The organism is Lentzea cavernae (assembly GCF_014653695.1).
GTDB classification, from domain to species: domain Bacteria; phylum Actinomycetota; class Actinomycetes; order Mycobacteriales; family Pseudonocardiaceae; genus Lentzea; species Lentzea cavernae.
The window spans coordinates 349,353-372,571 of the sequence record NZ_BNAR01000001.1 but is presented as its reverse complement, the minus strand read 5'-3'; the positions used below and the strand labels follow the sequence as shown (position 1 = coordinate 372,571).

At 69.8% G+C, this 23,219-nt stretch carries 22 protein-coding genes; 9 read left to right on the top strand and 13 right to left on the bottom strand.

Going from position 1 to position 23,219, the window contains the following annotated elements; genetic code table 11:
• Positions 1-15: 15 nt before the first annotated feature.
• From IE307_RS01835 to IE307_RS01820, 4 genes are all read right to left on the bottom strand, one after another.
• A complete protein-coding gene (locus IE307_RS01835; protein WP_191295669.1) occupies positions 16-771 on the bottom strand; it encodes an ESX secretion-associated protein EspG in 756 nt (251 codons plus the stop codon).
• Positions 768-2,456, bottom strand: coding sequence for a PPE domain-containing protein (locus IE307_RS01830; protein ID WP_191295668.1), 1,689 nt, complete (start codon positions 2,454-2,456; stop codon positions 768-770). The genes IE307_RS01835 and IE307_RS01830 overlap by 4 nt, the downstream gene beginning before the upstream one ends.
• 43 nt (positions 2,457-2,499) lie before the next feature.
• Positions 2,500-2,880 carry a hypothetical protein gene (locus IE307_RS01825; protein WP_191295667.1) on the bottom strand — a complete coding sequence of 127 codons (381 nt, stop codon included), beginning with the start codon at positions 2,878-2,880 and terminating at the stop codon, positions 2,500-2,502.
• 424 nt (positions 2,881-3,304) lie between these two features.
• Entirely contained in the window at positions 3,305-4,066 is a 762-nt protein-coding gene (locus IE307_RS01820) for an ESX secretion-associated protein EspG (protein WP_191295666.1), read from the bottom strand.
• 473 nt (positions 4,067-4,539) lie between these two features.
• Between IE307_RS01820 and IE307_RS01815 the strand changes: the two genes are divergently transcribed.
• Both IE307_RS01815 and IE307_RS01810 read left to right on the top strand, forming a co-directional pair.
• The gene (locus IE307_RS01815; protein ID WP_191295665.1) at positions 4,540-6,117 is read left to right on the top strand and encodes an MFS transporter; all 1,578 of its coding nucleotides are present in this window, start codon (positions 4,540-4,542) and stop codon (positions 6,115-6,117) included.
• Positions 6,118-6,217: 100 nt separating this feature from the next.
• Entirely contained in the window at positions 6,218-7,558 is a 1,341-nt protein-coding gene (locus IE307_RS01810; RefSeq protein ID WP_191295664.1) for a collagenase, read from the top strand.
• Here IE307_RS01810 and IE307_RS01805 read toward each other — a convergent pair.
• From IE307_RS01805 to IE307_RS01795, 3 genes are read right to left on the bottom strand one after another with little or no spacing between them, the layout of a single operon-like run.
• Positions 7,547-8,491 carry a LysR family transcriptional regulator gene (locus IE307_RS01805; RefSeq protein WP_191295663.1) on the bottom strand — a complete coding sequence of 315 codons (945 nt, stop codon included), beginning with the start codon at positions 8,489-8,491 and terminating at the stop codon, positions 7,547-7,549. The genes IE307_RS01810 and IE307_RS01805 overlap by 12 nt on opposite strands.
• A gap of 19 nt (positions 8,492-8,510) precedes the next feature.
• Positions 8,511-9,404 carry a hypothetical protein gene (locus tag IE307_RS01800; RefSeq protein WP_191295662.1) on the bottom strand — a complete coding sequence of 298 codons (894 nt, stop codon included), beginning with the start codon at positions 9,402-9,404 and terminating at the stop codon, positions 8,511-8,513.
• Between the two features lie 3 nt (positions 9,405-9,407).
• On the bottom strand, positions 9,408-9,926 hold the full coding sequence (locus IE307_RS01795) for a hypothetical protein (protein WP_191295661.1): 519 nt from the start codon (positions 9,924-9,926) through the stop codon (positions 9,408-9,410).
• A gap of 175 nt (positions 9,927-10,101) precedes the next feature.
• Here IE307_RS01795 and IE307_RS01790 point away from each other — a divergent pair, with 175 nt between their 5' ends.
• The gene (locus tag IE307_RS01790; RefSeq protein WP_191295660.1) at positions 10,102-11,478 is read left to right on the top strand and encodes an aminopeptidase P family protein; all 1,377 of its coding nucleotides are present in this window, start codon (positions 10,102-10,104) and stop codon (positions 11,476-11,478) included.
• Here the strand turns inward: IE307_RS01790 and glpK (IE307_RS01785) are convergent.
• Positions 11,475-12,968 carry a glycerol kinase GlpK gene (glpK, locus tag IE307_RS01785; protein ID WP_191296437.1) on the bottom strand — a complete coding sequence of 498 codons (1,494 nt, stop codon included), beginning with the start codon at positions 12,966-12,968 and terminating at the stop codon, positions 11,475-11,477. The two genes, IE307_RS01790 and glpK (IE307_RS01785), sit on opposite strands and share 4 nt — an antisense overlap.
• A gap of 25 nt (positions 12,969-12,993) precedes the next feature.
• Positions 12,994-13,758 (bottom strand): IclR family transcriptional regulator, encoded by a 765-nt coding sequence (locus IE307_RS01780; RefSeq protein WP_191295659.1) that lies wholly within the window; start codon positions 13,756-13,758, stop codon positions 12,994-12,996.
• A 242-nt stretch (positions 13,759-14,000) separates the two neighbouring features.
• Between IE307_RS01780 and IE307_RS01775 the strand changes: the two genes are divergently transcribed.
• Genes IE307_RS01775 through IE307_RS01760 form a run of 4 tightly spaced genes read left to right on the top strand, consistent with a single transcriptional unit; the run spans position 14,001 to position 18,221 of the window.
• Positions 14,001-14,756 carry an MIP/aquaporin family protein gene (locus IE307_RS01775; RefSeq protein ID WP_191295658.1) on the top strand — a complete coding sequence of 252 codons (756 nt, stop codon included), beginning with the start codon at positions 14,001-14,003 and terminating at the stop codon, positions 14,754-14,756.
• Positions 14,757-14,778: 22 nt separating this feature from the next.
• Positions 14,779-16,296 (top strand): glycerol kinase GlpK, encoded by a 1,518-nt coding sequence (gene glpK, locus IE307_RS01770; RefSeq protein ID WP_191295657.1) that lies wholly within the window; start codon positions 14,779-14,781, stop codon positions 16,294-16,296.
• Positions 16,297-16,312: 16 nt separating this feature from the next.
• Positions 16,313-17,923, top strand: coding sequence for a glycerol-3-phosphate dehydrogenase/oxidase (locus IE307_RS01765; RefSeq protein ID WP_191295656.1), 1,611 nt, complete (start codon positions 16,313-16,315; stop codon positions 17,921-17,923).
• A gap of 1 nt (position 17,924) precedes the next feature.
• Positions 17,925-18,221, top strand: a complete 297-nt coding sequence (locus IE307_RS01760; protein ID WP_191295655.1) for a hypothetical protein — start codon at positions 17,925-17,927, stop codon at positions 18,219-18,221.
• Here IE307_RS01760 and IE307_RS01755 read toward each other — a convergent pair.
• Complete coding sequence (locus tag IE307_RS01755) at positions 18,218-18,649, bottom strand: hypothetical protein (protein ID WP_191295654.1); 432 nt, start codon at positions 18,647-18,649, stop codon at positions 18,218-18,220. The two genes, IE307_RS01760 and IE307_RS01755, sit on opposite strands and share 4 nt — an antisense overlap.
• 121 nt (positions 18,650-18,770) lie before the next feature.
• Between IE307_RS01755 and IE307_RS01750 the strand changes: the two genes are divergently transcribed.
• Complete coding sequence (locus IE307_RS01750) at positions 18,771-19,703, top strand: glycoside hydrolase family 6 protein (RefSeq protein ID WP_191295653.1); 933 nt, start codon at positions 18,771-18,773, stop codon at positions 19,701-19,703.
• Here IE307_RS01750 and IE307_RS01745 read toward each other — a convergent pair.
• The 3 genes from IE307_RS01745 to IE307_RS01735 form a co-directional block, all read right to left on the bottom strand.
• A complete protein-coding gene (locus IE307_RS01745; RefSeq protein ID WP_191295652.1) occupies positions 19,697-20,512 on the bottom strand; it encodes a helix-turn-helix domain-containing protein in 816 nt (271 codons plus the stop codon). The two genes, IE307_RS01750 and IE307_RS01745, sit on opposite strands and share 7 nt — an antisense overlap.
• Before the next feature lie 60 nt (positions 20,513-20,572).
• Positions 20,573-20,974 carry an SsgA family sporulation/cell division regulator gene (locus IE307_RS01740; RefSeq protein ID WP_191295651.1) on the bottom strand — a complete coding sequence of 134 codons (402 nt, stop codon included), beginning with the start codon at positions 20,972-20,974 and terminating at the stop codon, positions 20,573-20,575.
• 307 nt (positions 20,975-21,281) lie between these two features.
• Positions 21,282-22,223, bottom strand: a complete 942-nt coding sequence (locus IE307_RS01735; RefSeq protein WP_191295650.1) for a pirin family protein — start codon at positions 22,221-22,223, stop codon at positions 21,282-21,284.
• Between the two features lie 32 nt (positions 22,224-22,255).
• On the opposite strand from IE307_RS01735, the gene zapE reads away from it, so the two are divergent.
• The gene (gene zapE, locus IE307_RS01730; protein WP_191295649.1) at positions 22,256-23,194 is read left to right on the top strand and encodes a cell division protein ZapE; all 939 of its coding nucleotides are present in this window, start codon (positions 22,256-22,258) and stop codon (positions 23,192-23,194) included.
• Positions 23,195-23,219: the final 25 nt, after the last annotated feature.

The window sequence follows — 23,219 nt, the reverse complement described above, 5'->3', positions numbered from 1 at the left end:
CTGTGGTGCGTCAGATCACGCGAGCACAGCGTTGATGCGGGTGGCGATGCGGTCGTTGTCGGTCGGTGAGAGGCTCATCCAGCCGTCCGAGTTGACCATCAGGTAACGGCCCTGGTGGGTGTCGAACCAGTTGATGACGACACCCGACCGCTGCCGGTCCTGGGTGACGCCGAACTGGCCGCCCGCGACGCGGTTCGACGCGAGCTCCTCGAACTGCTTGGCGTCCTGGGGGGACAGGCCGGCCTGCTGCAGCGCCTCCTGCTCGTCCACCCCCTTGTCGCCGAACGGGTCGTCGTCGGTGTCGGCCTCCTCGGCCTCCTTGATCGCGACGGCGTCCTGGAGGGACTGGACCCGCACGTTCACCGCCGTGCCCGGACCGGGCACGGCGTCGGGCAGGACCTTCACGATCTCGCGGGCGATACCGGTCTCCCGGATCTCCAGCAGCCCGACCCGTTCGCCGTCGATGATCGCCAGCGCGGCGCGCTCGCCGTTCGAGACGGCGAGCGCGCGCACGGTGCGGTCGAGACCGGCCACGGCGTCCACGGACACCTTGTGGTCGTCGAGCAGCCGCAGGAAGTCCTCAAGGCGCTGGTTGTCCACGAGCCCGCGCGAGCGCAGCTCGTCCATCGTCCTCGTGACGAGCACGCGGCGTTCCTGCTCGGTCGCGCCCTCGCTCGGCACGTCCAGCGGATACGGCACCCTGCCGAGCCGCAGGTCGTGCCACAGCACGTCGAACTCGAGCGGCGAGAGCAGGAACTCGGGCGTGATCACTGCGACTCGGTCCCCTTCTGCTTCTTGACCTTCGCGGCGCCGATCACCGACGGGGGCAGGTTCTCACCGGGGACCTCGAACAGGTCACCGCCCATGATGTAGCTGGCGGAACGGTGCTCCTTGTCCTCCTCGCCACGGCCGCCGCCGGGAGCGCCACCCATGGGCGCGCCGCCCATGCCGGCACCCGCGGCGGACGCCGCACCGGGACCCATGCCCATCGGCATGCCGCCACGGCCGGCCTGGGCCTGGACACCGGCCGCGCCACCGGACTGCATCGAGCCGCCGCCGGCACCCGCGGTACCACCCGCGCCACCGCCGAACGCGCCACCGGCACCACCACCGCCGCCGCCACCCGCGCCCATCTGCGGGGTGTACGGCATCGGGCCGCCCTTCATGCCCGCACCGCCGCCACCACCAGCGCCGCCACCACCAGCGCCACCGGCGCCGCCGGGACCCGTGTAACCAGGTGCCGTGGGCGTGTAGGCCGCGGGACCCTTGGGGTTCTGCGAGGTGTAGCCGGGGTTCTGCGGGGTGTAGTTCGGGTTGCCGACGTCCTTGCCGACCACCGGGACCTTGGGGACGTTCTGGTTGTTCTGCCCGGTGTTCTTGCCCGTGCCCATCTGCGGCGTGTAGCCGGGCGCCGTGGGCGTGTAGGCCGCCGGGCTGCCACCACCGCTACCGCTGGTGTACGTGCTGCCGTTGCTCTGGGGCGTGTACCCCGGAGCGGTCGGCGTGTACGCCGCGGCGGTGTTCGTGCTCGTGTTGCCGGGGTTGTAGCCACCCATCTGCGGGGTGTAGCTGCTGCCCGCGCCACCACCGGCGCCACCGCCCGCACCACCACCGGGGCCCGCGGCGGGGTTGTAACCGGGGGCGGAAGGCGTGTACGCGGCCGCCGCGGGCTGGTTGACGCCACCCGCTGCGGCACCGCCGGCACCACCTGCTCCGGCACCGGCGCCCGCGCCGGAACCGGTCGGGGACGAGACCGGGGCCGTCGCCGTGCCGGCGCTCGCCGCCTGAGTGGACATGAGGCCGTCCACGCCACCGGTGAACGCGGCCGCGCCGGACTGCGGCATGGCCATCACCGGCTCCTCGACCTTGCCGGTGTTCGGGTTGAACGGCGGCTTGAAGGCCGGAGTCGACGAGTCGATCTGGCGGGAGTTGTTCTCCATGTTCGTCATCACGCCGACGGCCTGGTCGTGCGCGGCGCGCGAGGCGGTGTTGGCGGCCGCGATGTCCGCGGAGGCCAGCACGAACGCGGGCGTGCCCGGCTGGGACAGCGCGGCCGTGGCCTTGTCCCAGTCGAACTGGACGGGCTGGGGCATCTGCGCCCTGGCGCTCTCCATGACACGGCCCTGGTCAGCGACCTTGTTGCCGACCTCGACGGCCGTGCGCGCGGTCTCGTCGACCCAGTCCCCGAGCTTCTTCATCGCGGCGCGGGCGGCCTCGGCGGAGTCACCCGTCCACTTGGACTCGGACGAGGTGATGACCGAGTTGATGGTCCTGGACGCCTCGGTCAGCTCGTTGCCGTACTTGCTCCAGTCGGAGCTGATCTGGCCGGCTTGACCGGGGTCGTTGTTGTTGTGCACCGCGGCATAGAGCTCTTGGTGCGATCGGGACGCCCAGTTCTGCGGGTCCGTGAGGACCGGGACGTTCTCGACCTCGCTCGGGTCGGTCTCGGGGGGCATGACCGGCTCGCCTCTCACGTCGTTGGATCAGCTGGCCACAAGATCAGCTGTTACCCATGTGCTTCTTCAGTTCGGCCTGCTGGTCCTCGTCGAGCGCCTGGAAGTTCCCGATCGCTTCGACGATGGAGTTCTTCGTCTGCTCGAGAACCGTGCGATAGGCGGTCATCACGCTGACGAACGAGTACTGCTCACCCTCGGCTCGATGGGTGAACTTGTCGCGCATCTTGTCGCCGACCGGGTTCGCTCCGAGCGGAGCCGGCCGGGCGATGCTCGAGGTCGCGCGCTGGATCCACGAGTCGACCTGGTCGATCTGGGCCTGGAGCTGCTTGCGCAGGTCCTCGCCCGCGGTCGGGTCGATCTGGACCTGGCCCGAGCGGACGGTCTCGCCGAGCGGGACAGCGTCTTTGTCACCGACGATGTACATGCGGGCAGTATCGGGTGTCTTTAGCCCCATCGCTGACTTTGCGGCGTACGAGTTGCCAATTGAGACCGGCGTTCACAATGCGTTGCCACGGACCGAAACGGGCCACTACCAGGTGAACGTCGTGTAACGGCCGTGATCGTTTCCCCTGGTTGTGGGAGCGCTCTCGGGGTGCTGCCCGTACGGGCTCCCGATCTCTGTTCACATCCCTGGAACGGCCCTTGACTAAGCCTCGATGTGGCCTAAATCACACCGGGGAATTAACCGGGATTTAGGACTCCCTTGAGGTCGGTCACCGACAGGTTCGTCATTCACCGGATCGGCTGAATCTGTCGGCAGGCGCAGAAACGCGGGCGCACTGCGCAGAGTACGCCCGCGATGTCCGGTTTGGATCATTGTTGTGCGCCACGACGCACCGCGTTCACGATCAGGCGAGCACCGCCGCGATCCGCGTCGCGATGCGGTCGTTGTCGCTGGGGGACAGGCTGAGCCAGCCGTCCGAACGGACCATCAGGTAACGGCCCTGGTGGGTGTCGAACCAGTTGATGACGACGTCGGCGCGGTGCCGCCCGTGCGTGACGCCGAACTGGCCGCCCGCCACGCGGTTCTGCGCCAGCTCGTCCATCTGCCTCGCGTCCTGCGCGGACAACCCGGCCTTGAGCAGCGCCTCGCGGTCGTCCAGCTCCTCGTCGGCCGCTCCCCACGGGTCCTCGGACTCCTCCTCCTGCTCGGCCTCCTGCAGCGCGACGGCCTGCTGCAGCGTCTCCAGGCGCACGGACAGCGCGCTGCCGGGGCCCGCCACGCCCTCCGGCAGCACCCTGACGATCTCGCGGGCGAGCGAGGTGGGCCTGATCTCGGACAGGCCGACGCCGTCACCGTCGATGACGGCCAGCACGGCCTCTCCGCCGCTGGCCGCGGCCAGCGCGCGGACCGTCCGGCCGAGCCCGGCGACGGCGTCCACGGACACCTCGTGGTCGCCGAGCAACCGCATCAGGTCCTCCAGCCGCGGGTCGTCGGCGATGCCGCGCTGCCGCAACCCGGCGATCGTCCTGTCCTGCAAGGCTTTGACGTCTCGCTCGGTCGCTCCTTCGCTGGGCACGTCGAGCGGGTACGGCATTCTGCCGAGCCGCAGCGTCTGCCACAGCACCTCGAACTCGCGGGTCGACAGCAAGTACTCGGGCGTGATCACGAGTGCTCGGAACCTTTCTGCTCTGCCTGCTTTCCGCGCAGTATCGGGCAGAAATGCGGAAGCCGTTCCTGATCGGGCGAATACGTACCCGGTTGAGACGGAATGTTCACATTGTGGCGTGATGCCCGCAATCGGCCCGCTTTCACGGGCGGCGACCTGGGAGGCTTCGGTTCCGCCGTGGTCTGGGAGCGCTCTCATGGCGTGGTCGAGACGGCCGCGAGAGGCTCGTTCACGGCCTTGGATCCGGGATGTCGACTAACTCGCTGTGATGTAAATCACACGCTTGGTGAGTACTGAACGAGGCGAACGGCAGTCAGCCGCGGTCGCGGAGGCACTTCGAGTGGCGGGCGGGCCGGTGGTCGGGTAGGCGGCTCGTCCGGAGAACTCGATCACGAAACGCGGCGGGTCGAGCTCGCGCGTCACGCCGTCCCGCGCGCTCGGCAGCGCGCACCCGCAGGTGTGAGGATCGGCGGGTGACTGTCTCCGCGTGGGCGCCCCTGCGCCGCAGCGCGTTCCGTGCGCTGTGGCTCGCCCAGTTCGCCTCCAACATCGGCACGTGGGCGCAGACGGTCGGCGCCCAGTGGCTCATGGGTGACCTCGGCGGCAGCGCCCTGCAGGTCGCCCTCGTCCAGACCGCCACGACGCTGCCGGTGTTCCTGCTGGTCGTGCCCTCCGGGGCGCTGGGCGACATCCTCGACCGGCGGCACGTGCTGATCGCCGGCCAGGCGCTGATGCTGGCGGGCGCGGGCGGCCTCATGCTGCTCGCGGGCACCGACAAGGCGACACCGTCGAGCCTGCTCGCGCTGCTGGCCCTCATGGCGATCGGCCAGGCGTTGTCGATGCCGTCGTTCCAGGCCATCCAGCCGGAACTGGTGTCGCGCGAGGAGATCCCGCAGGCCGCGCTCCTCAACGGCGTCAACATGAACGTCGGGCGCGCCATCGGACCGGCGCTCGGCGGCCTGCTCATCGCGCTGGCCGGGTCGGAGGCGACCTTCGCGTTCAACACGGTGAGCTTCTTCGGCGTGCTGATCGTGCTCATGCGCTGGAAGCGGCCTTCGGACAACCGCCCGCTCGGGGCCGAGCACATCACGACCGCGATGCGGACGGGCGCCCGGTACGTCGCCAGCTCCCCGCTCTACCGGCGGGTGCTGGTGCGGCTGCTGCTGTTCATCGTGTTCGGCAGCGGCCTGTGGGCGTTGTTGCCGGCGATCGCCCGCGGACCGCTGCAACTCGACGCGAGCGGCTACGGCGTGCTGCTCGGCAGCGTGGGCGCCGGGGCGATCGGCGGCGCGTTCGTGGTGCCGAGGCTGTTGCGGCACATGAGCAAGAACCGCCTGGTGCTGTTCGCGACCTGGCTGTACGCCGCGGCGACCACCACGGCGGTGCTGACGAACAGCTTCGCGCTGGTGATCGTGGCGATGTTGCTGACCGGCGCCTGCTGGATCGCCACCCTCTCGACCTTCAACGCGGGCGCGCAGGTGCTCCTGCCGTCGTGGACACGAGCACGGGCCCTGGCCTGGTACCAACTCATCCTGATGGGCGGCCAGGCACTCGGCGCCGTCGTGTGGGGCACGATCGCCGACGCCTACGGCCTGCGCGAGGCCATGATCGTCCCCGCCGTCGCGATGGCCCTCGCGGCACTGGCCGCGACCAGGTGGCTGCCCCTGCTCGACCGCCCGCTCGACGTCAGCCCGGCGACGTACTGGGAGGAACCGCCGGAGATCGACGACACCGGCGCCGGACCCGTGCTGGTGACGGTCGAGTGGCCGGTGGCGGCGGAGAACGAGGACGCGTTCATCGACGCCATGCAACGCGTCGGCAGGGCCCGCCGGCGCACCGGGGCCACGATGTGGGGGCTGTTCCGGGACACCGAGAAGCCCGAGACGTTCCTCGAGACGTTCACGGTGGCGACCTGGCAGGAGCACCTGCGCCAGCACGTGGAGCGCGGCACCGTCGTGGACCAGCAGAACCAGGAGGCCGCGCGGGAGCTGGCCAAGGGGCCGGCGCACGTGCGGCACCTGCTGTTCGCGGAACCGACGAAGCCGGAGTAGGCCTTCTCCCATAGTGGCGCGCTATGAGCAGAAGGGATGATCGCGACCGCCTGGCCGGTGTGACGCTCGGGGCACCTCGAACCCTGCGGAGGACACCCCGATGAGATCACTCGCCCTCGTCCTGGCGCTCTTAGCCGGCCTGCTCGCACCCCTCACCGCCCAGGCCGCCCCTACCGTCGGCGCACCGAACAGCCCGTTGCTCCCACCGGAAGTCACCAGGAACGTCCTGCACCCGGCACCCGAGTCGACGATCTACGCGGCCGCCGCCGACTACCCGGCCGAACTGCGGGCGCTGACCCGCACGCTGGACAACTACACCAGCGCCCACGACGCCGCGGTGCACGCCGGCATGCTCCTGCTCTACTACGGCCACGCCCAGCCGGAGTTCCTGACGGCCGTGCGCGCCGAGCCGGAGGTCCTGCGGGCGCTGCGCCGGTTCGTGGCGGCGCACCTGGACTTCTTCGGCACCGACCGGCAATACCTCGTCCAGAACGCGACCCGTGAGCTGGGGAGGTTCTTGCAGCACAACGACATCGCGCCGCGCGTGCGGCCGTTGCTCGTGGACTTGGCGTCACGTGGTGATGTTGTCGGTCGTCTCGCCTCGTTGTGGGTGGGCGTCGCGGAGATGGTGGACTGGTACGACAAGGCGAACTGCCGCCGGTACAACACCTGCGACTTCCGGGCGAAGATCGACCGTCGTGTGCTCACCGTCCGGCACACGTGCAGCGCGACCCTGAAGATTCGCGCGCAGCAGTTGACGCGCACGCAGCTCCGGCAGACCTGTGCGTCGCTCGCCGGTCAGGACGCGGCGTTCCACCGCGTGGTGCGCGATCCGGGGCCTGTCGCCGGTGACAACAACACCTCGCTCGAGGTCGTCGTCTTCGACACGAGCAACGACTACCGCACGTACGCCGGGGTGCTGTTCGACATCTCCACCAACAACGGCGGCATGTACCTGGAGGGCGACCCTGCGCTGAACCAGGCGCGGTTCATCGCGCACGAGGCCGACTGGCTGCCGGAGTTCGCGATCTGGAACCTCAACCACGAGTACACCCACTACCTCGACGGCCGGTTCGACATGCACGGCGACTTCGAGTCGAACATGACCACGCCGACCGTGTGGTGGATCGAGGGCTTCGCCGAGCACCTGTCCTACAGCTATCGCGGCGAGGTCTACGCCGACGCGCTGGCCGAGGCGAAGAAGGGGACGTACGCGTTGAGCACGCTGTTCGACACCACCTACGACCATGACACCAAACGGGTCTACAACTGGGGTTACCTCGCGGTCGGGTACCTCCTGGAGCGGCACCCGCAGGACGTGGCGGCGGTGCTGGCGGACTACCGCGCCGGGGACTGGGCGGGTGCGCGCGACCACCTGACGCGGGTGATCGGCAACCGCTACGACGCCGACTGGCACGGCTGGCTCGGCTCACTCCGCTGACGTGAGGGCCGCGCCGCGTTCCTCCCACCAGGGCCGGAACACCGGGCTCGCCATCGCCTGGTCGGCGTAGGCGCCCAGCACGTCGGTGAACACGCGGCTGGCCTGGCTCCAGGTCAGCCGCTCCCGCCGCCACGCGAACACCAGCCGCATCCGCATCGGCGCCCCCGCCAGCGGTCGCACGGCGACCCCCGGACCGCCCTGGGACGTCGGCTCGACCAGCTGCACCGCCTTGCCCGCCGCGATCAGCTGACGGCCCGCGCCGCTCGGCATCTCGAACCGGATCCGCGGCACGAACCCCACCGCCCGGCACGCCGCGCGCAACGCCGTCAGCGACCCGTCCTCGGCGCCGGGCGGCCCGACCCACGACTCCCCGGCCAGGTCGGCGAGCTCGACCTCGGGCCGTGAAGCCAGCGCGTGACCTGCGGGAATGGCGATGAACACGGGCACCCACGGCACGACGACCCGTTGCGCCACCCCGCGGGGCAGCCCCAGGTCGCCCTCCTCGTCGACAGCGATCACGGCCGCGTCGAGGTGCCCGTTCGCCAGGGCCAGCGCCAGCCCGGTCGAGGAAGGGTCGACCACCAGCGTGACGTCGTCGAGCGACTGCTCCAGCCGCGCGTACAGCGGGGCGACGCACTCCATGTGCACAGACCCGAACCGGACCGGCCCGCTCCGGCCGGCCGTGTCCGTGCCGAACGCCTCCAGTTCCACCAGCAGCAACCTGGCCCGCTGCAGCATCTGCGCGCCCAGCGGCGTGGGCGTGGCGCCGGACCGGCCGCGGTCGAAGAGCGTGCCGCCGACCATGCGCTCGACCCGCTGCAACAGGGTGGTGAGCGAAGGCTGGGAGATGCCGAGCTGCGTGGCCGCCCGCGAGAGGCTGCCCGCGTCACCGATGGCGCAGATCGCCCGCAGGTGCCGGATCTCCAGTTCCATAGGGCGAGGCTATACGGGATCAGCAGGTGGGGTCGCGGTCCGCCTCGGGGCGCGAGAACTCCAGGCGCACGTCGCCCGAGCGGGGCAGCACCAGGGCGGCGCCGTCGCGGCGGTTCCACCCCTTCGGCAGCAGCAGGCTCTGCCCGCCCGACTGCAGGACCAGCACCAGGCCCTCGTAGCGGAACCGGTACGCCGAGTCGGGCGCGGTGCACGAGGTCATGGAGACGCCCGGACCGTGGAACCCGATGTCCTTCGTGCTGAACACAACGGCCTTCGGCAGGGTGCCGAGCCTCGTCTCGTACTCGTAGCCCCTGGCCGCCCCGACCGCCGCCGAGTAGTCGTTGACCGCCCAGAACAGGCCGATGCTCGCGAGCACGAACGTGAACGTCCACTGGACCACCGGCACGACCCCGGTGGCGTGCCTGCCGGCAACGGTCGCGTGCAGGCGTTCCGCCAGCGGGAACGAGATCACCCCCAGCGCCACGCACACGCCGGGCAGGCCGGGCACGGCGTAGAGCAGCAAGGGCACAGTGAGGCCGGTCAGCCCGAGGAGCAGGAACACGAGGCCGAGGGCGACCAGCACGGGAACGGCGCGCCTGGCCAGGACGCGCCACGTCTTCGGGGCCAGGACCGAGTGCAGGAAGCGGTAGCCCCACAACGCCGCCAGTCCTGCCGCGGACAGGACCGTCAGCGGCACGAACATGCCGTCCGCGCTGCGGATCAGGTAGTCCGGCGCGGACAGGCCGAGCACCGAGTAGTGCACGCCGAACCACTCGCAGAAGTACGTCGCGTGCCGGACGCCGAAGTAGAACAGCAGCGCCGTCAGCACGGTCGTCGGCGCGAGGAGGGAGCCGAAGACCTTCAACGCCCTGGACGGCGCCTCGTCCTTCGGCCTGGCAGGAGCGGCGCGCACGATTCACGCCCCGGCGCAGTTGATGTCGTTGTTGACCCTGAACGCGATCTTGCCACCCACGAACAGGGGGTCGGGCACCTTGATGCTGACGACGGTGCAGTCCCCAGGGACGTCGGGTGACGCCTCGACGACTCGTGTGTATCCGACGCACGGCTTGTCATCGGGACAGAACTCCCCGAAGCGCCCCGTGGTCTGCGTCCAGGACTGAGAGAACGCGATCCCGGTCTGAGACTCGATCGAACCGCGCAGCTCCGGGGTGAGCACCAGGCGGTCCGGAGGTTTCGGTGGCGGTGGTGGTGGCTTCGTCGTCGTGGTGGTGACGCGTGGCGGTGGTTTCGGCGGTGGTGTCGTGGTGGTCGCAGGCGGTGCCGCGTCGGTTGTCGTGGTCGTCGTCGTGGACTGGCTGGTCGTCGTGGTGGCGACCTCGACAGGCCGCACCGGCGGCGGCGAACTGGGCGGGGGCGGCTGACCGCAGGCCGCGAGCGCGGCGACGGCCATCAGGTAGATGCGGATTCGGTTCATGGCGGATGCCTCCTCCAGTAGGTAGGGGCGTGCCGCCGTCCGGTGGATACACCTTCTGAAGTTCCATAGCCCGAAGCTATGGCCAACTGGGATTGGCAGGACCGCTCCGGCAGGAGGGAGGGTGGTAGCAAGGACCACTCTGGAAGGACCCGAATTGGCTCGGACACGCCGTGACATGGCGAAACTGGTGGACGCGGACGGTTTCCGCACGTACATCCGCGACGGCTGGGGTGAATGGGACAGCTCCGTCGACCTGCCCCACGGCACCGCCGAGGCGGCCGCGGCCCACCGAGCCAGGCTCACCGCGGCGCTTCCCGGCAAGCGGATCGCGCTGGCCGCCGGGCGGGCGCACGTGCGGTCGAACGACACGTTCCACGAGTTCCGCGCCGACAGCGACTTCGTGTGGCTGACCGGCTGCCAGGTCGAGGGCGCCGTGCTGGTGCTGACCGACGACGACGCCACGCTGTTCGTGCCGGTGCCGTCCGAGACCCACAGCGTCGACTTCTTCGGCGACGCCGACCGCAGCCCGTTCTGGATCGGCGCCGCCGCCGGCCCGAAGGAGTGGGGTGGCGCGCTCGGCATCACGGCCCGCCCGATCGAGGACCTGGCGAACGCCCTGCGCGGCCGCCACCCCGAGACGCTCGTCGCCAAGGGCGTCGACCCGTTGCTCGACGCGCTGACCGGCTCGCACAGCGACGAGCTGCGCACCGTGCTCGCCGAGCTGCGGCGCATCAAGGACGACTGGGAGGTCGACCAGCTCCGCCAGGCCGTCGACGCGTCGGTGAAGGGCTTCGCCGACGTGGCCATGGAGCTCGGTCAGGCCGTGCGCGGAGGGGGAGAGCGCTGGCTGCAGGGCACGTTCGACCGCCGTGCCCGCACCGAGGGCAAGGGCCCCGGCTACACCTCGATCGTCGCCGCCGGCCCGCACGCCCCGGTGCTGCACTGGACGCGTTGCGACGGCCGTGTCAACGACGCCGACCTGCTGCTGCTCGACGCCGGTGTCGAGATGAACTCGCTCTACACGGCCGACGTCACCCGCACGTTCCCGGTGAGCGGTGAGTTCAGCGAGCCGCAGCGCCAGGTGTACGACCTCGTGCACAGGTCGCACGTGGCGGCGCTCGCGGAAGTGCGGCCCGGCAACGACTACAGCGCCTTCCACCACACCGCCATGCGCGTGCTCGCCGAGGGCCTGCACGACTGGGGCCTGCTGCCCGTCAGCGTCGACAAGGCGCTGGACCCGTCCGGCCAGCACCACCGCCGCTACATCGTCTGCGGCACCGGGCACTTCCTCGGCCTCGACGTGCACGACTGCGCCGACGCCCGCCAGGAGACCTACCAGCAGGGCATCCTGGAGCGCGGCATGGCGCTCACGGTCGAGCCCGGCCTGTACTTCCACCCGAACGACGAGACGCTGCCGCCGGAGCTGCGCGGCATCGGCGTGCGCATCGAGGACGACCTGGTCGTCACCTCGACGGGCGCCGACGTCCTGTCGGACTCGTTGCCGATCGAGGCGGACGACGTGGCCGCCTGGGTGCGCAAGCAGCGCTCCTAAGTGGACGGACTGGAGCGGGCCCACGCGAACGTGAGTTCCACGGCCCGCTTCCAGTTCGCGTACTCGTTCTCGCGGTGCTGCGCGTCCATCACCGGGTTCCAGCGCGCGGCCAGGTGCCAGTTGCGCCGCAGCCCCTCCAGGTCCGGCCAGTACCCGGCGGCCAGCCCCGCGGCGTAGGCGGCGCCCAGCGACACGGTCTCGGCGACCAGGGGCCGCTGCACGGGGATGTCCAGCACGTCCGCGATGAACTGCATGAGCAGGTGGTCGGCCGTCATGCCGCCGTCCACCTTCAGCACCGGGGTAGGCGCGCCGAGGTCGGCGTTCATCGCGTCGACGACCTCCCGCGTCTGCCAGCCGGTCGCCTCCAGCACGGCACGCGCCAGGTGCCCCTTGTTGATGTACGACGTCAGCCCGACGACAAGTCCGCGCGCCTGCGAGAGCCAGTGCGGCGCGAAGAGGCCGGAGAACGCCGGCACGATGTAGCAGCCGCCGTTGTCCTTCACGGTGCGCGCCAGCGTCTCGATCTCCGGCGCGGAGTGGATCAGCCCGAGGTTGTCGCGGAACCACTGCACCAGCGACCCGGCCACGGCGATCGACCCCTCCAGCGCGTACGCCGGTTCGCCGCCGATCTGGTAGCCGATCGTGGTCAGCAGACCGTGCTTCGAGCGCACCAGTTCGTCGCCGGTGTTCATCAACAGGAACCCGCCGGTGCCGTACGTGCCCTTGATCGATCCCTTCTCGAAGCACGTCTGCCCGAACAGCGCCGCGTGCTGGTCGCCCAGCGCCGCCGTGATCGAGATGCCCGGCACCACGCGCGTCGTGACACCGCTGATCTCCGTCGACGGGCGGATCTCCGGCAGGATCACCGACGGCACGCCGAAGAACTCCAGCAGCATCGGATCCCATTGCCGCGTCGAGAGGTTCATCAGCATCGTCCGCGACGCGTTGGTCACGTCCGTCACGTGCAGGCCGCCGTTGACACCGCCGGTGAGGTTCCAGATCAGCCAGGTGTCCATGGTGCCGAACAGCACGTCGCCGCGCTCGGCTTTGGCGCGCAGCCCGGCCACGTTGTCGAGCATCCACCGCAACGACGGCGCCGAGAAGTAGGTCGCCAGCGGCAGACCGCACCGGTCGCGGACCTCCTCGATGCCCGGCTTCTTGCCCAGTTCGGCGACGAGGTCCTCGGTGCGGATGTCCTCCCAGACGATCGCGCGTCCAATGGGGACACCCGTGTGCCGGTCCCACAGCACGAACGTCTCGCGCTGGTTCGTGATGCCCATCGCGACGACCTGCTCGGCGGTGATCCCCGCCTGCCGCAACGCCTGCGGCACGATCCGGTCGACGTTGCGCCAGATCTCCACGGCGTCCTGCTCCACCCAGCCCGGCCGCGGGTGGTACTGCCGGTGCTCGCGCTGGGCGACCGCGACGAGGCGGGCGTTCTGGTCGAACACGATGCAGCGCGTCGACGTCGTGCCCTGGTCGATGGCCATGACGAACCGTTGCACGGCGAGCCCCTCAGTTCTCGTCGACAAGCGAGGTGGTGACGGATTCCGCGGCCTGCACGACCTGGCGCACCAGCGTCGCACGCGGACGGCCCGCCGAGTCGCACAGGCGGTCCGCCGCGCCGGAGATGCCGATCGCGCCGATCACGAGCCCGCCGGGGATCCGGATCGGCGCGGCGATGCTGGCCTCGCCCGGCATGTACTCCTCGGCCTCGCCCGCCCAGCCCTGCCCGCGCACCTCGGTCAGCACGCGCTCCAGCATCTGGGTGCGCGTGATCGTCCTGCGCGTCAACGACGTCAGCTCCCGCCGGCGTGCGGCCGCCGACAGGTCCGGGTCGTAGGCGAGCAGCACCTTGCCGAGCGCGGTGGCGTGCAACGGCAGCATGGCGCCGATGCCGAGCGTCTGCACCGAGTCGTCTGGCCGGAACACGTGGTGCACGACGAGCACGGCACCGTCGTGGTGCATGCCGATCCGTACCTCCTGACCCGACCGCGCGGCAAGGGTGTCGGCCCAGTTGATCGATCGAGAACGCAGTTCGTTCGCGTCGAGGTAGGACGTGCCGAGGTGCAGCAGCGCCGCGCCGAGCCGGTAGCGGCCGGTCGTCTGGTCCTGCTCGACGAACTCGACCCGTTGCAGCGTGCGGAGAATCCCGTGCGCGGTGCCCCGCGCCAGACCGAGCGAGTCGGCTATCTCCGTGAGACCGTGGTGGCCGGAGCCGCGCGCCAGGAGCCGCAGCACGGCTGCGGCTCGTTCGATCGACTGGATGGGTCCCGGCACGCGAGCAACGTAATTGAGACGACCCGTGTCGGCAATGTCGAACAGCTACGGCGCCCATCACCCCTGGACACAGCCCTGAATCGCCTTGTCTGCGCGCAGCGTGACCGGTCGGTCACACCTTCGGGGGCTGCAGGTGTCGACATTGTCGAACAGCTCCTGTTGAACAGGCGTTCAGACGCTCATACGTTCCGCGTCAATCACCACGGGGTGATCAGCCGTTCAGAGTCGAATGGGAGGCCAGCGTGGGTCTCGGGTCAGTGTTCCTCAGTGAGGTGCTCGGCACGGCCATCTTGCTGTTGATGGGTGCGGGCGTGGTGGCCAACGTGCTGCTCGCCAAGTCGAAGGGCTTCGACGGCGGTTGGCTGTTGATCAACTTCGGCTGGGGTATCGGTGTCTTCGCCGGTGTGTACGTCGCCTTCAAGTCGGGCGCGCACCTCAACCCGGCGGTGACGATCGGCATTCTCTCCAGTGGTGCGGCCGAGTACGCCCCTGGTGTTCCGGTCGGCTTCGGCTCGACGCTCGTCTACTTCGCCGGCGAGATGCTCGGCGCGTTCCTCGGCGCCGTGGTCGCCTGGCTCGCCTACAAGCCGCACTTCGAGGAGACCAACGACCACGGTCTCAAGCTCGCCGTCTTCTCGACCGGCCCGGCGATCCGCAGCTACGCCTGGAACCTGGTGTGCGAGATCATCGGCACGTTCGTCCTCGTCTTCGTGGTCCTCGCGTTCGCCAAGACCCCGTCGCAGCTCGGCCCGCTGGCCGTCGCGCTGCTCGTCGTCGGTATCGGCGCCTCCCTCGGCGGCCCGACCGGTTACGCGATCAACCCGGCCCGCGACCTCGGCCCGCGCATCGCGCACGCCCTGCTCCCCATGGCCTACAAGGGCTCCGAGGGCCAGGAGATCGGCAAGAAGGACTCCGACTGGAGTTATGCCTGGGTGCCCGTCGTCGGCCCGATCATCGGTGGCGCGCTCGCCGGTGTGATCGCTTCCATCGCGTTCTGACACTCCGGAAAGGACTTCTTCGATGACGCAGTACGTTCTCGCCGTCGACCAGGGCACGACCAGCACGCGGGCGATCATCTTCGACCACAGCGGCTCCATCGTCGCCGTGGGCCAGAAGGAGCACGAGCAGATCTTCCCGAGAGCCGGCTGGGTCGAGCACAACCCGGTCGAGATCTCGGAGAACACCCGGTTCGTGATCGGCCAGGCGCTCTCCACCGCCGACCTCAACACCGGCGACCTCGCGGCCGTCGGCATCACCAACCAGCGCGAGACCGCGGTGGTGTGGGACAAGAACACCGGCGAACCCGTCTACAACGCGATCGTCTGGCAGGACACCCGCACGCAGGCGATCGTCGAGGAGCTCGGCGCCCTCGGCGGCGGCGCGGAGCGCTACAAGGCGAAGGTCGGGTTGCCCCTGGCGACCTACTTCTCCGGCCCCAAGATCCGCTGGATCCTCGACAACGTCGAGGGCGCCCGTGAGCGCGCCGAGGCCGGCGACCTGCTGTTCGGCAACACCGACACGTGGACGCTGTGGAACCTCACCGGCGGCCCCAACGGCGGTGTGCACGCCACGGACGTCACCAACGCGTCGCGGACCATGCTGATGGACCTCGACACGCTGCAGTGGGACGCGGAGATCGCTTCCGACATGGGCATCCCGCTGTCCATGCTGCCGGAGATCCGCTCCTCCTCCGAGGTCTACGGCAACGGCGGCCCCGGCGGTGTGCTCAAGGGCGTGCCGATCGCGGGCATCCTCGGCGACCAGCAGGCGGCGACGTTCGGCCAGGCCTGCTACGAGCCCGGCACCGCCAAGAACACCTACGGCACCGGCAACTTCATGCTGCTGAACACCGGTACCGAGAAGGTCGCCTCGAAGAACGGTCTGCTCACGACCGTCTGCTACAAGATCGGCGACGAGGCTCCCGTCTACGCGCTGGAAGGCTCCATCGCCGTCACCGGTTCGCTGGTGCAGTGGCTGCGCGACAACCTCGGCATCATCGGCTCGGCCGCGGAGATCGAGACGCTGGCCGCGTCCGTCGAGGACAACGGCGGCGCGTACTTCGTGCCGGCGTTCTCGGGCCTGTTCGCGCCGTACTGGCGTGCGGACGCGCGTGGCGCTGTGGTCGGCCTGACCCGGTTCGTCAACAAGGGCCACCTCGCCCGCGCCGTGCTGGAGGCGACGGCGTTCCAGACCCGTGAGGTGCTGGACGCGATGAACGCCGACTCCGGCGTGCCGCTGACCGAGCTGAAGGTCGACGGCGGCATGGTCGCCAACGAGCTGCTGATGCAGTTCCAGGCGGACGTGCTCGACGTGCCGGTCGTGCGTCCGGTGGTCGCGGAGACGACCGCCCTCGGTGCCGCCTACGCCGCCGGCCTGGCCGTCGGCTACTGGTCGTCGCTCGACGAGCTGCGCGCCAACTGGTCCGAGGACAAGCGCTGGACGCCGGAACTCGCGGCCGACGAGCGCGAGCGCGAGTACCGCAACTGGAAGAAGGCCGTCACCAAGTCGTTCGACTGGGTCGACGCCGACGTTCGCTAGCCCTTAGGAGCTGAAGTTGTTCGCAAGGCTGGATCCGGCTCGTCGCGCCCGATCGCTCGAAGCGCTGGGCAGCACGGAGTTCGACGTCCTCGTCGTCGGAGGCGGTGTGGTCGGCGCGGGCGCTGCTCTCGACGCGGCGTCGCGCGGCCTCTCCGTCGCCCTGGTCGAGGCCGACGACTGGGCGGCGGGCACGTCGAGCCGGTCCAGCAAGCTCGTCCACGGCGGGCTGCGGTACCTGGAGCAGCTGGAGTTCAAGCTGGTCCGGGAAGCTCTGAAGGAACGCGGCCTGCTGCTGCGCCGGCTCGCACCGCACCTGGTGCGGCCGGTGCCGTTCCTCTTCCCCCTGAAGAAGCAGTGGGAACGCGCCTACGTGGGCGCGGGCGTGCTGCTCTACGACTCGATCGGCGGCGCCGGGGCTGTGCCGATGCACCGGCACCTGTCACGTCGGGGGATGGCTTCCGTCGGACCGTCCGTCGACTCTGCGGCCTTCGCCGGTGCCATTCGCTACTACGACGCGCAAGTGGACGACGCACGACTCGTGTCGACGTTGGTACGCACCGCCGCCCAGCACGGCGCCACCGTCGTGTCACGGGCTCGGGTGACGTCGCTGCTGCGGGTGGACGGCCGGGTCTCCGGAGCCTCGGTGCGCGACGAGCTGTCCGGCGTCACGCACGTGGTGCGGGCCAGGCGGGTCATCAGCGCCACCGGCGTGTGGACCGACTCGCTGAACTCGATGTCGCCCGGCACCCCGCCGTTCCACGTGCGGATGTCCAAGGGCGTGCACGTGCTGGTCGAACGCTCCAAGATCCAGCTCGACGGCGGCCTGATCACGCAGACCGAGAAGTCCGTCCTGTTCGTGATCCCCTGGGGCGCCTACTGGATCATCGGCACCACCGACACCCCGTACTCCGGTGCACCCGAAGACGTGTCGGCCACCGCGGAGGACGTCTCGTACATCCTCGACCACGTGAACGCCGTGCTGCGGTCGCCTCTGTCGGTGGACGACGTGGTCGGCACGTACGCGGGCCTGCGCCCCCTGCTCGCCGGCGCCTCCAGCGACACCTCGAAGCTCTCCCGCGAACACGCCGTGGCGCAACCCGAGCCGGGCTTCTTCGTCATCGCGGGCGGCAAGTACACGACCTACCGCGTGATGGCCGCCGACGTCGTGAACGCCGCGGTCTCCGGCCTCGGCCGCGCGGTGGCACCCTCCCTGACCGCCCGGCTGCCGTTGTGCGGCGCCGTCGGTTTCCAAGAGCTGTGGGCGGACCGGGCTCGAGTCGCTGTGGAGTCCGGCCTGCCCACGTCCACCGTGGAGCGCCTGCTGCGCCGCTACGGCTCGGCCGTGTCCGACGTGCTGGCCCTCGTCGCGCAAGACCCTGCGCTCGCTTCGCCTGTGGCTGGACACCTGGCGGCGGAGATCGTGTACGCCGTGACGCACGAGGGCGCGCTGGGGCTGGAGGACGTGCTGGCGCGGCGGACCCGGATCGCGATGGAGAACCTGGACTTCGGCGCATCGGTTGCGGGCCAGGTGGCTGATCTGATCGCCGGCCCGCTTGGGTGGTCGGTCGCTGAACGGGATGCTGCGGTCGAGGCTTATCGGGCGGACTCGGAGTTGGCGGCGAGATGAGATGGACAGCGCGGAGCTGATCGAGAGGTTGCGGCGGGAGGGCGGCTTCCGGCTGCTCCCGTTGCTGGGGAACACCGGGCAGGTCGCAGGGGTGCACCTGGCCCGGTTTCTCCCCGGCGGGCATCTCGACGTGATCCAGGCCTGGGACGAGCGGTGGGCCGTGTGGGCTCGCATGCCGGACTCGCTGGATCCGGCGGAGCCGTTCGCGGGGCCGGACGGGGGAGTGGTGCGGAGCGGACCGCTGGCTCGGGTGGCCGCGCCGCTGCTGCCGCTGCAGTCAGGACTCACCCGCCTCTAGCCGGTGAGGACCTCCCACTTGTCCCACCACCGCACGACGTGGGACGGCGGCACCGCGTAGTGGCGGCTGTCCGGGTTCTTCGGGCGAGTGCCGACGCGTGCCACGTACTCCGCGTACCGCCTCTGCACGTCCTGGCGGAACCAGTCGGCGGGCACCGGGTAGAACTCGGGTCGTTCCCCTTCGAGGTCGACGAACACCACGGCGTCGGTGTCCGGTGCCAACGGCTTCAGTGCGTCGGACAGCTGCCACTCGTCGGAGCGCTTGCCGAACACCTGCACCAACCGTCCGCCGACGTTCAGGCGGTAGCGGCGCGGCTCGGACCGCACTTCCACCGGGAGCATCGTCTTCCGCACGGCCTCCGCCGCCGTGCAGTACACCGCGTAGGCGTGCACCTGGTCGTTGCTCAATTTGGTGAGATGCGAGGTCACTCCGCATGGTTGACTCGTTCGCCTTGCGGCGTCAACGTTCTGTCCACTCCTGACGGTCGAGTGGACATGCTTTCGGCGGCGAATTACCGCCCCTTAAGCGGACCACGCGAGTGTCCGGGCCATGATCAGAGCACTCGCGCTGGCCCTGCTGACCGTCGTGGCCACCGCCCCGGCAGCACACGCCGCCAGCCCCGTCGGCCTCACCGACGGCTTCTACGTCGACCCCGGCTCCAACCCCGCCGTGTGGGTGCGCGACCACCCCGACGACGGCCGCCGGGACGCGATCGAGGCGAACATCGCGACCAAGCCGATCGCCCGCTGGTTCGGCGCGTGGAGCGGTGACATCAAGACTGCCGTGTCCGGTTACGTGAACAAGACCGGCACCAAGCTGCCCGTGCTGGTGGCCTACAACATCCCCGGCCGTGACGCGTGCGGTGGCCACTCGGGAGGCGGGGCCGGGACGCCCGCGGCGTACCGGACGTGGATCTCCTCCTTCGCCGCTGCCATCGGCACGCGCCCGGCCGTGGTGGTGATCGAGCCGGACTCGTTGGCGGACTTCAACTGCATGGACGCGGCCAGGACGGCCGAGCGCACGGCGATGATCAAGTACGCCACCGAGCAGTTCCAGGCCAAGGCCCCCAACACGTGGGCCTACCTCGATGCCGGCAACGCTCAGTGGGTGCCGGCCGCGACCATGGCGTCGCGCCTGGACTCAGCGGGTGTGCGGAACGTGCGCGGGTTCGCGGTCAACGTGTCGAACTACCACACCACCGCGGCCTCCACGGCGTACGGGAACGCCGTCAGCGGTGCGCTTCCCGGGTACATCAAGCCGTTCGTGATCGACACCAGCCGCAACGGCAACGGCCACAACGGCGAGTGGTGCAACCCCGGCGGCCGCAGGCTCGGGACGCCCGCGCGCACCGGTGGTGGCGCGGAGATGCTGTTGTGGGTCAAGGTTCCCGGCGACTCGGACGGCCGGTGCGGCAAGGCGCCCGGCGTGGACGCGGGGAAGTTCGACCCGCAGCTGGCGTTCGACCTGGTCCACGGCTACTGAGTCCTGGCCAGCGCGCGCAGCGGTGTGGGCCCGCGGTGCTCCGCGAGCCTGCGCCGCGACTGGGTCTCGTCCAGGGCCACGGCGTCGAGCAGGTCGAAGAGCTTCCGGCTCCGCTCCACGGCGGTCTCGCCCTGGGCGAAGACGCGGGCCAGGTCGGACTCCGCGTGGACGAGCGGCGAGGCCTTCTCGAACTCGAACAGCGTGCACGCGGACTGGAACGCCGCGGTGCTCGCCTCCTCGGGCACGACGCGCACGATGGAGGAGTTCGCCAGCAGCCACACGATCTGCTCCTCCATCACCCCCGCGCCGCCGAGCCGCATGCGCAGCGCCAGTTCGTGGAGGTAGAAGACGCACCGGGGGCCGCCGGGGCGGCGCATGACCGCCTGCCTGTCGAGGTCCTCGATCGGCTGCCCGGTCGCCGCCTGCAGTGCGCGGGCGTACCTCGGCGTCTGCAGGAGGCTGTTCACCGTCAGGACGTCGTACGCCGTGATGGTGGTGGCCATCGCCTCCGTCATCGCGAGCGTGCGCAGGTTGCGCGGGTCCTGCGCGAAGTACGCGTCGAAGGCGTTGTGGTAGCGGCGCTGGAAGTCCTCGAAGAAGTCGATGTCCTTGCCGCACGCCGTGAGGTACTGCACGAGGTCGATGTCGGTGCCGCGGATCTTGCCGTGCTCGAGGTTGGAGACCTTGCTCGGATCCCAGCCGAGCAGCTGCGCCATCGCGCGGCCCCTCAAGCCGGTGAACCTCTGCCGGAGCCGGCGCAGCTCGTCGCCCAGATCCCTGCTGTACGCGGTGGAAGTCGTCACTGTCACGACACCGAACGTATGGGTTGGAACAACTCCATGATACGGGCTCGTTCGGGTGAAAACGCCTCAGTCGAGCAGCTTGCGGAGCTCCACCTCGAAGTCGACGAAGTCGTTCTCGCAACCGGGCGAGACGACGTCGTACGTGGAGTTCAGGAACTCCTGCAGCTCGGACGACTGCACGTGGAACACCGCGTGCGACACGTCGGACCGCAGCTCGAGCACGGCGGTCGTGGAGTTGTGGGGCCGCAGCCTCACGTCACCGGCGCCGCTGGTGGTGATCAACCCGTCGGCGAGCAGGTCGCGGCTGACGAGCCACACCGTCTCCTGGCGTCCCATGCGGAACGTCATGGTCACGGCGTGCGGGTCGTCGGCGCGGTAGCCGAGCTCGACGTCGACGGGCAGGGGGCGCCCGGAAGGGGCGATGAAGGCGAATGTCGAGTCGGCGCCCACTCGTGTCACGTTCCTCATGCCCCCTTAGACGTCCGGCAACCTCCGTGGATGCCTCGATCAGGAAAAGCGATCGGAACGTGATTTTCAATGGTCCCGAAGTATGACTTTTGACATCGAGGTGCGATCACCAGGTGAGACGGTGCGTCTCACCTGTTCTGACCTGGCTGTTCGCGTTGTTTAGCCTGGTTGTGTTCGGTCATCTGTGTACGGAATCACGAGTTGAGACGGCCGAATGTTGGGACCGTGGGATGACTCCACCTTAAATTCGACTTAAGGATCGCGGCGCTTTCTGTAGCTATTTCGGCACACAAAGTGATGCCCGGTGTCAGGCCGGGTTGCCGCGCGGCCTCAACCGCCCACCCGGCAGCGGCGGCGCCGGCAGCCGGGCACCGGGATACCCCTCCACCCGCCCGAACCGGTCGGTCTCCGCCTGCCACTCGTCCCGGAACGCGGCGATCTCGTCGTGCGTGCGCCCGACGAAGTTCCACCACATCACGATCTCCTCGCCGAACGGCTCCCCGCCCAGCAGCACCACCCGCGCACCGCCGGAAGAAGACAGCGTCAACGTCGAACGACCCGTGCCGACGTACCCGAGCGCACCAGGGGAGAGGACGGTCTCGCCCACCGACACGTCACCGGTGTCGAGCAACACGCCGTGCTCGAACCCCGCCGACACCTCCAAGGTCACGCGCGAACCCGCGGGCAGCACGATCTCCGCACCGAGGAGCGGGGTGAAGGTGCGCACCGGCGACGTCGACCCCGCCAGCGAGCCGAGGAACACGCGCACGGCGCAACCGTCGACCAGAACCGTCGGCGGGACGTGGTGCTGGAAGTCGCGGGGCGCGTCGCGGTGGGCGTCGGGCAGGGCCAGCCACAGCTGGACGCCGTGCAGGACGGAGGACTCGGGGGTGGAGACCTCGGAGTGGCAGATGCCGGCGCCGCCGGTCATGAGGTTCAGCTCGCCGGGGCGGACGTGGGCGTGGACGCCGAGGCTGTCGCGGTGCTCGATCTCGCCGGTGAAGAGCCAGCTGACGGTCTGCAGGCCCGTGTGGGGGTGCGGGGCGACGTCCATGCTGACGTCGTCCGGGCCGTAGTGGTCGCAGAAGCACCACGCGCCGATGAGTGAGCGTTGCTTCTGGGGCAGGGTCCGGCGCACCGACATCGCTCGCGGGCCGCCCAGGGGGACGTCGCGCGGGGTCAGGACTTCCACGCCGCCGGGGGTGGAGGTGCACGTCACTTCTGCGGGCTCGGCCTCGACATTGCTCACGGGGTCGATCGTAAGCTGGCGCGGGGGGAACAGTGGATCTTCGTGCGCACGTGTCGAGCAGCGGGTACGAGCTCGACGACGCCCAGCTCACGGCCGTCGCGAGGCTCGAAGAGCTCGCGGGTCGACGCAGGGGTGTCTACCTGCACGGACCGGTCGGGCGGGGCAAGAGCTTCCTCGCGGACGCGCTGTTCGACCTGCTGCCCGGGCCCAAGAAGCGGGTGCACTTCCACTCGTTCTTCCAGGAGTTGCACCGGAGGATCTGGGAGCGGCCGCGCGAGGCCGGTGCGGTCGCCCGAGCGGTGCGGGAGCTCGTCGGGCCGGCGGAGGTGCTGGCGTTCGACGAGCTGCACGTGCACGACATCGGGGACGCGATACTGATGACGCGGCTCTTGGAGGTGCTCCAAGAGGGGGACGTGATGATCATCGCGACCTCCAACTACCCGCCGGACGGCCTGCTGCCCGACCCGCTGCACCACGACCAGTTCCTGCCCGGCATCGCGTTGGTCGAGAAGCTCATGGACGTCGTGGAGCTGACCGGCACCACCGACTACCGGCACCTGCACGGCACGCCGCGGTCCCGTTTCGAGACCGGCGGGATCACGAGGACGACCGCACTGCCGGAGAAACCCGTCACCCTCGACGTCAACGGCCGCACGATCACCGCGCTCGGCACCGAGAACACCAAGGTCTGGTTCGACTTCGGTGACTTGTGCGAGAAGCCCACCTCGACGCAGGACTACCTCGTCGTCGCCGATCGCTTCGACGACTGGGTGATCACCGGCGTGCCACCCCTGGCCACGAAGGACCGCGAGGCCCAGCAGAGGTTCGCGAACGTCGTGGACGTGTTGGTGGACAAGGACGTCCGGCTGACACTGGTGAGTGACCACCCGCTGGCCGAGATCGTCGGCGGCGAGGCGCTCGACCTCGCGCGCACCGCCAGCAGGCTGGAGCTGATCAACACGACCGGGTGATCAGCTCGGGGTCCCGTGAACCGAT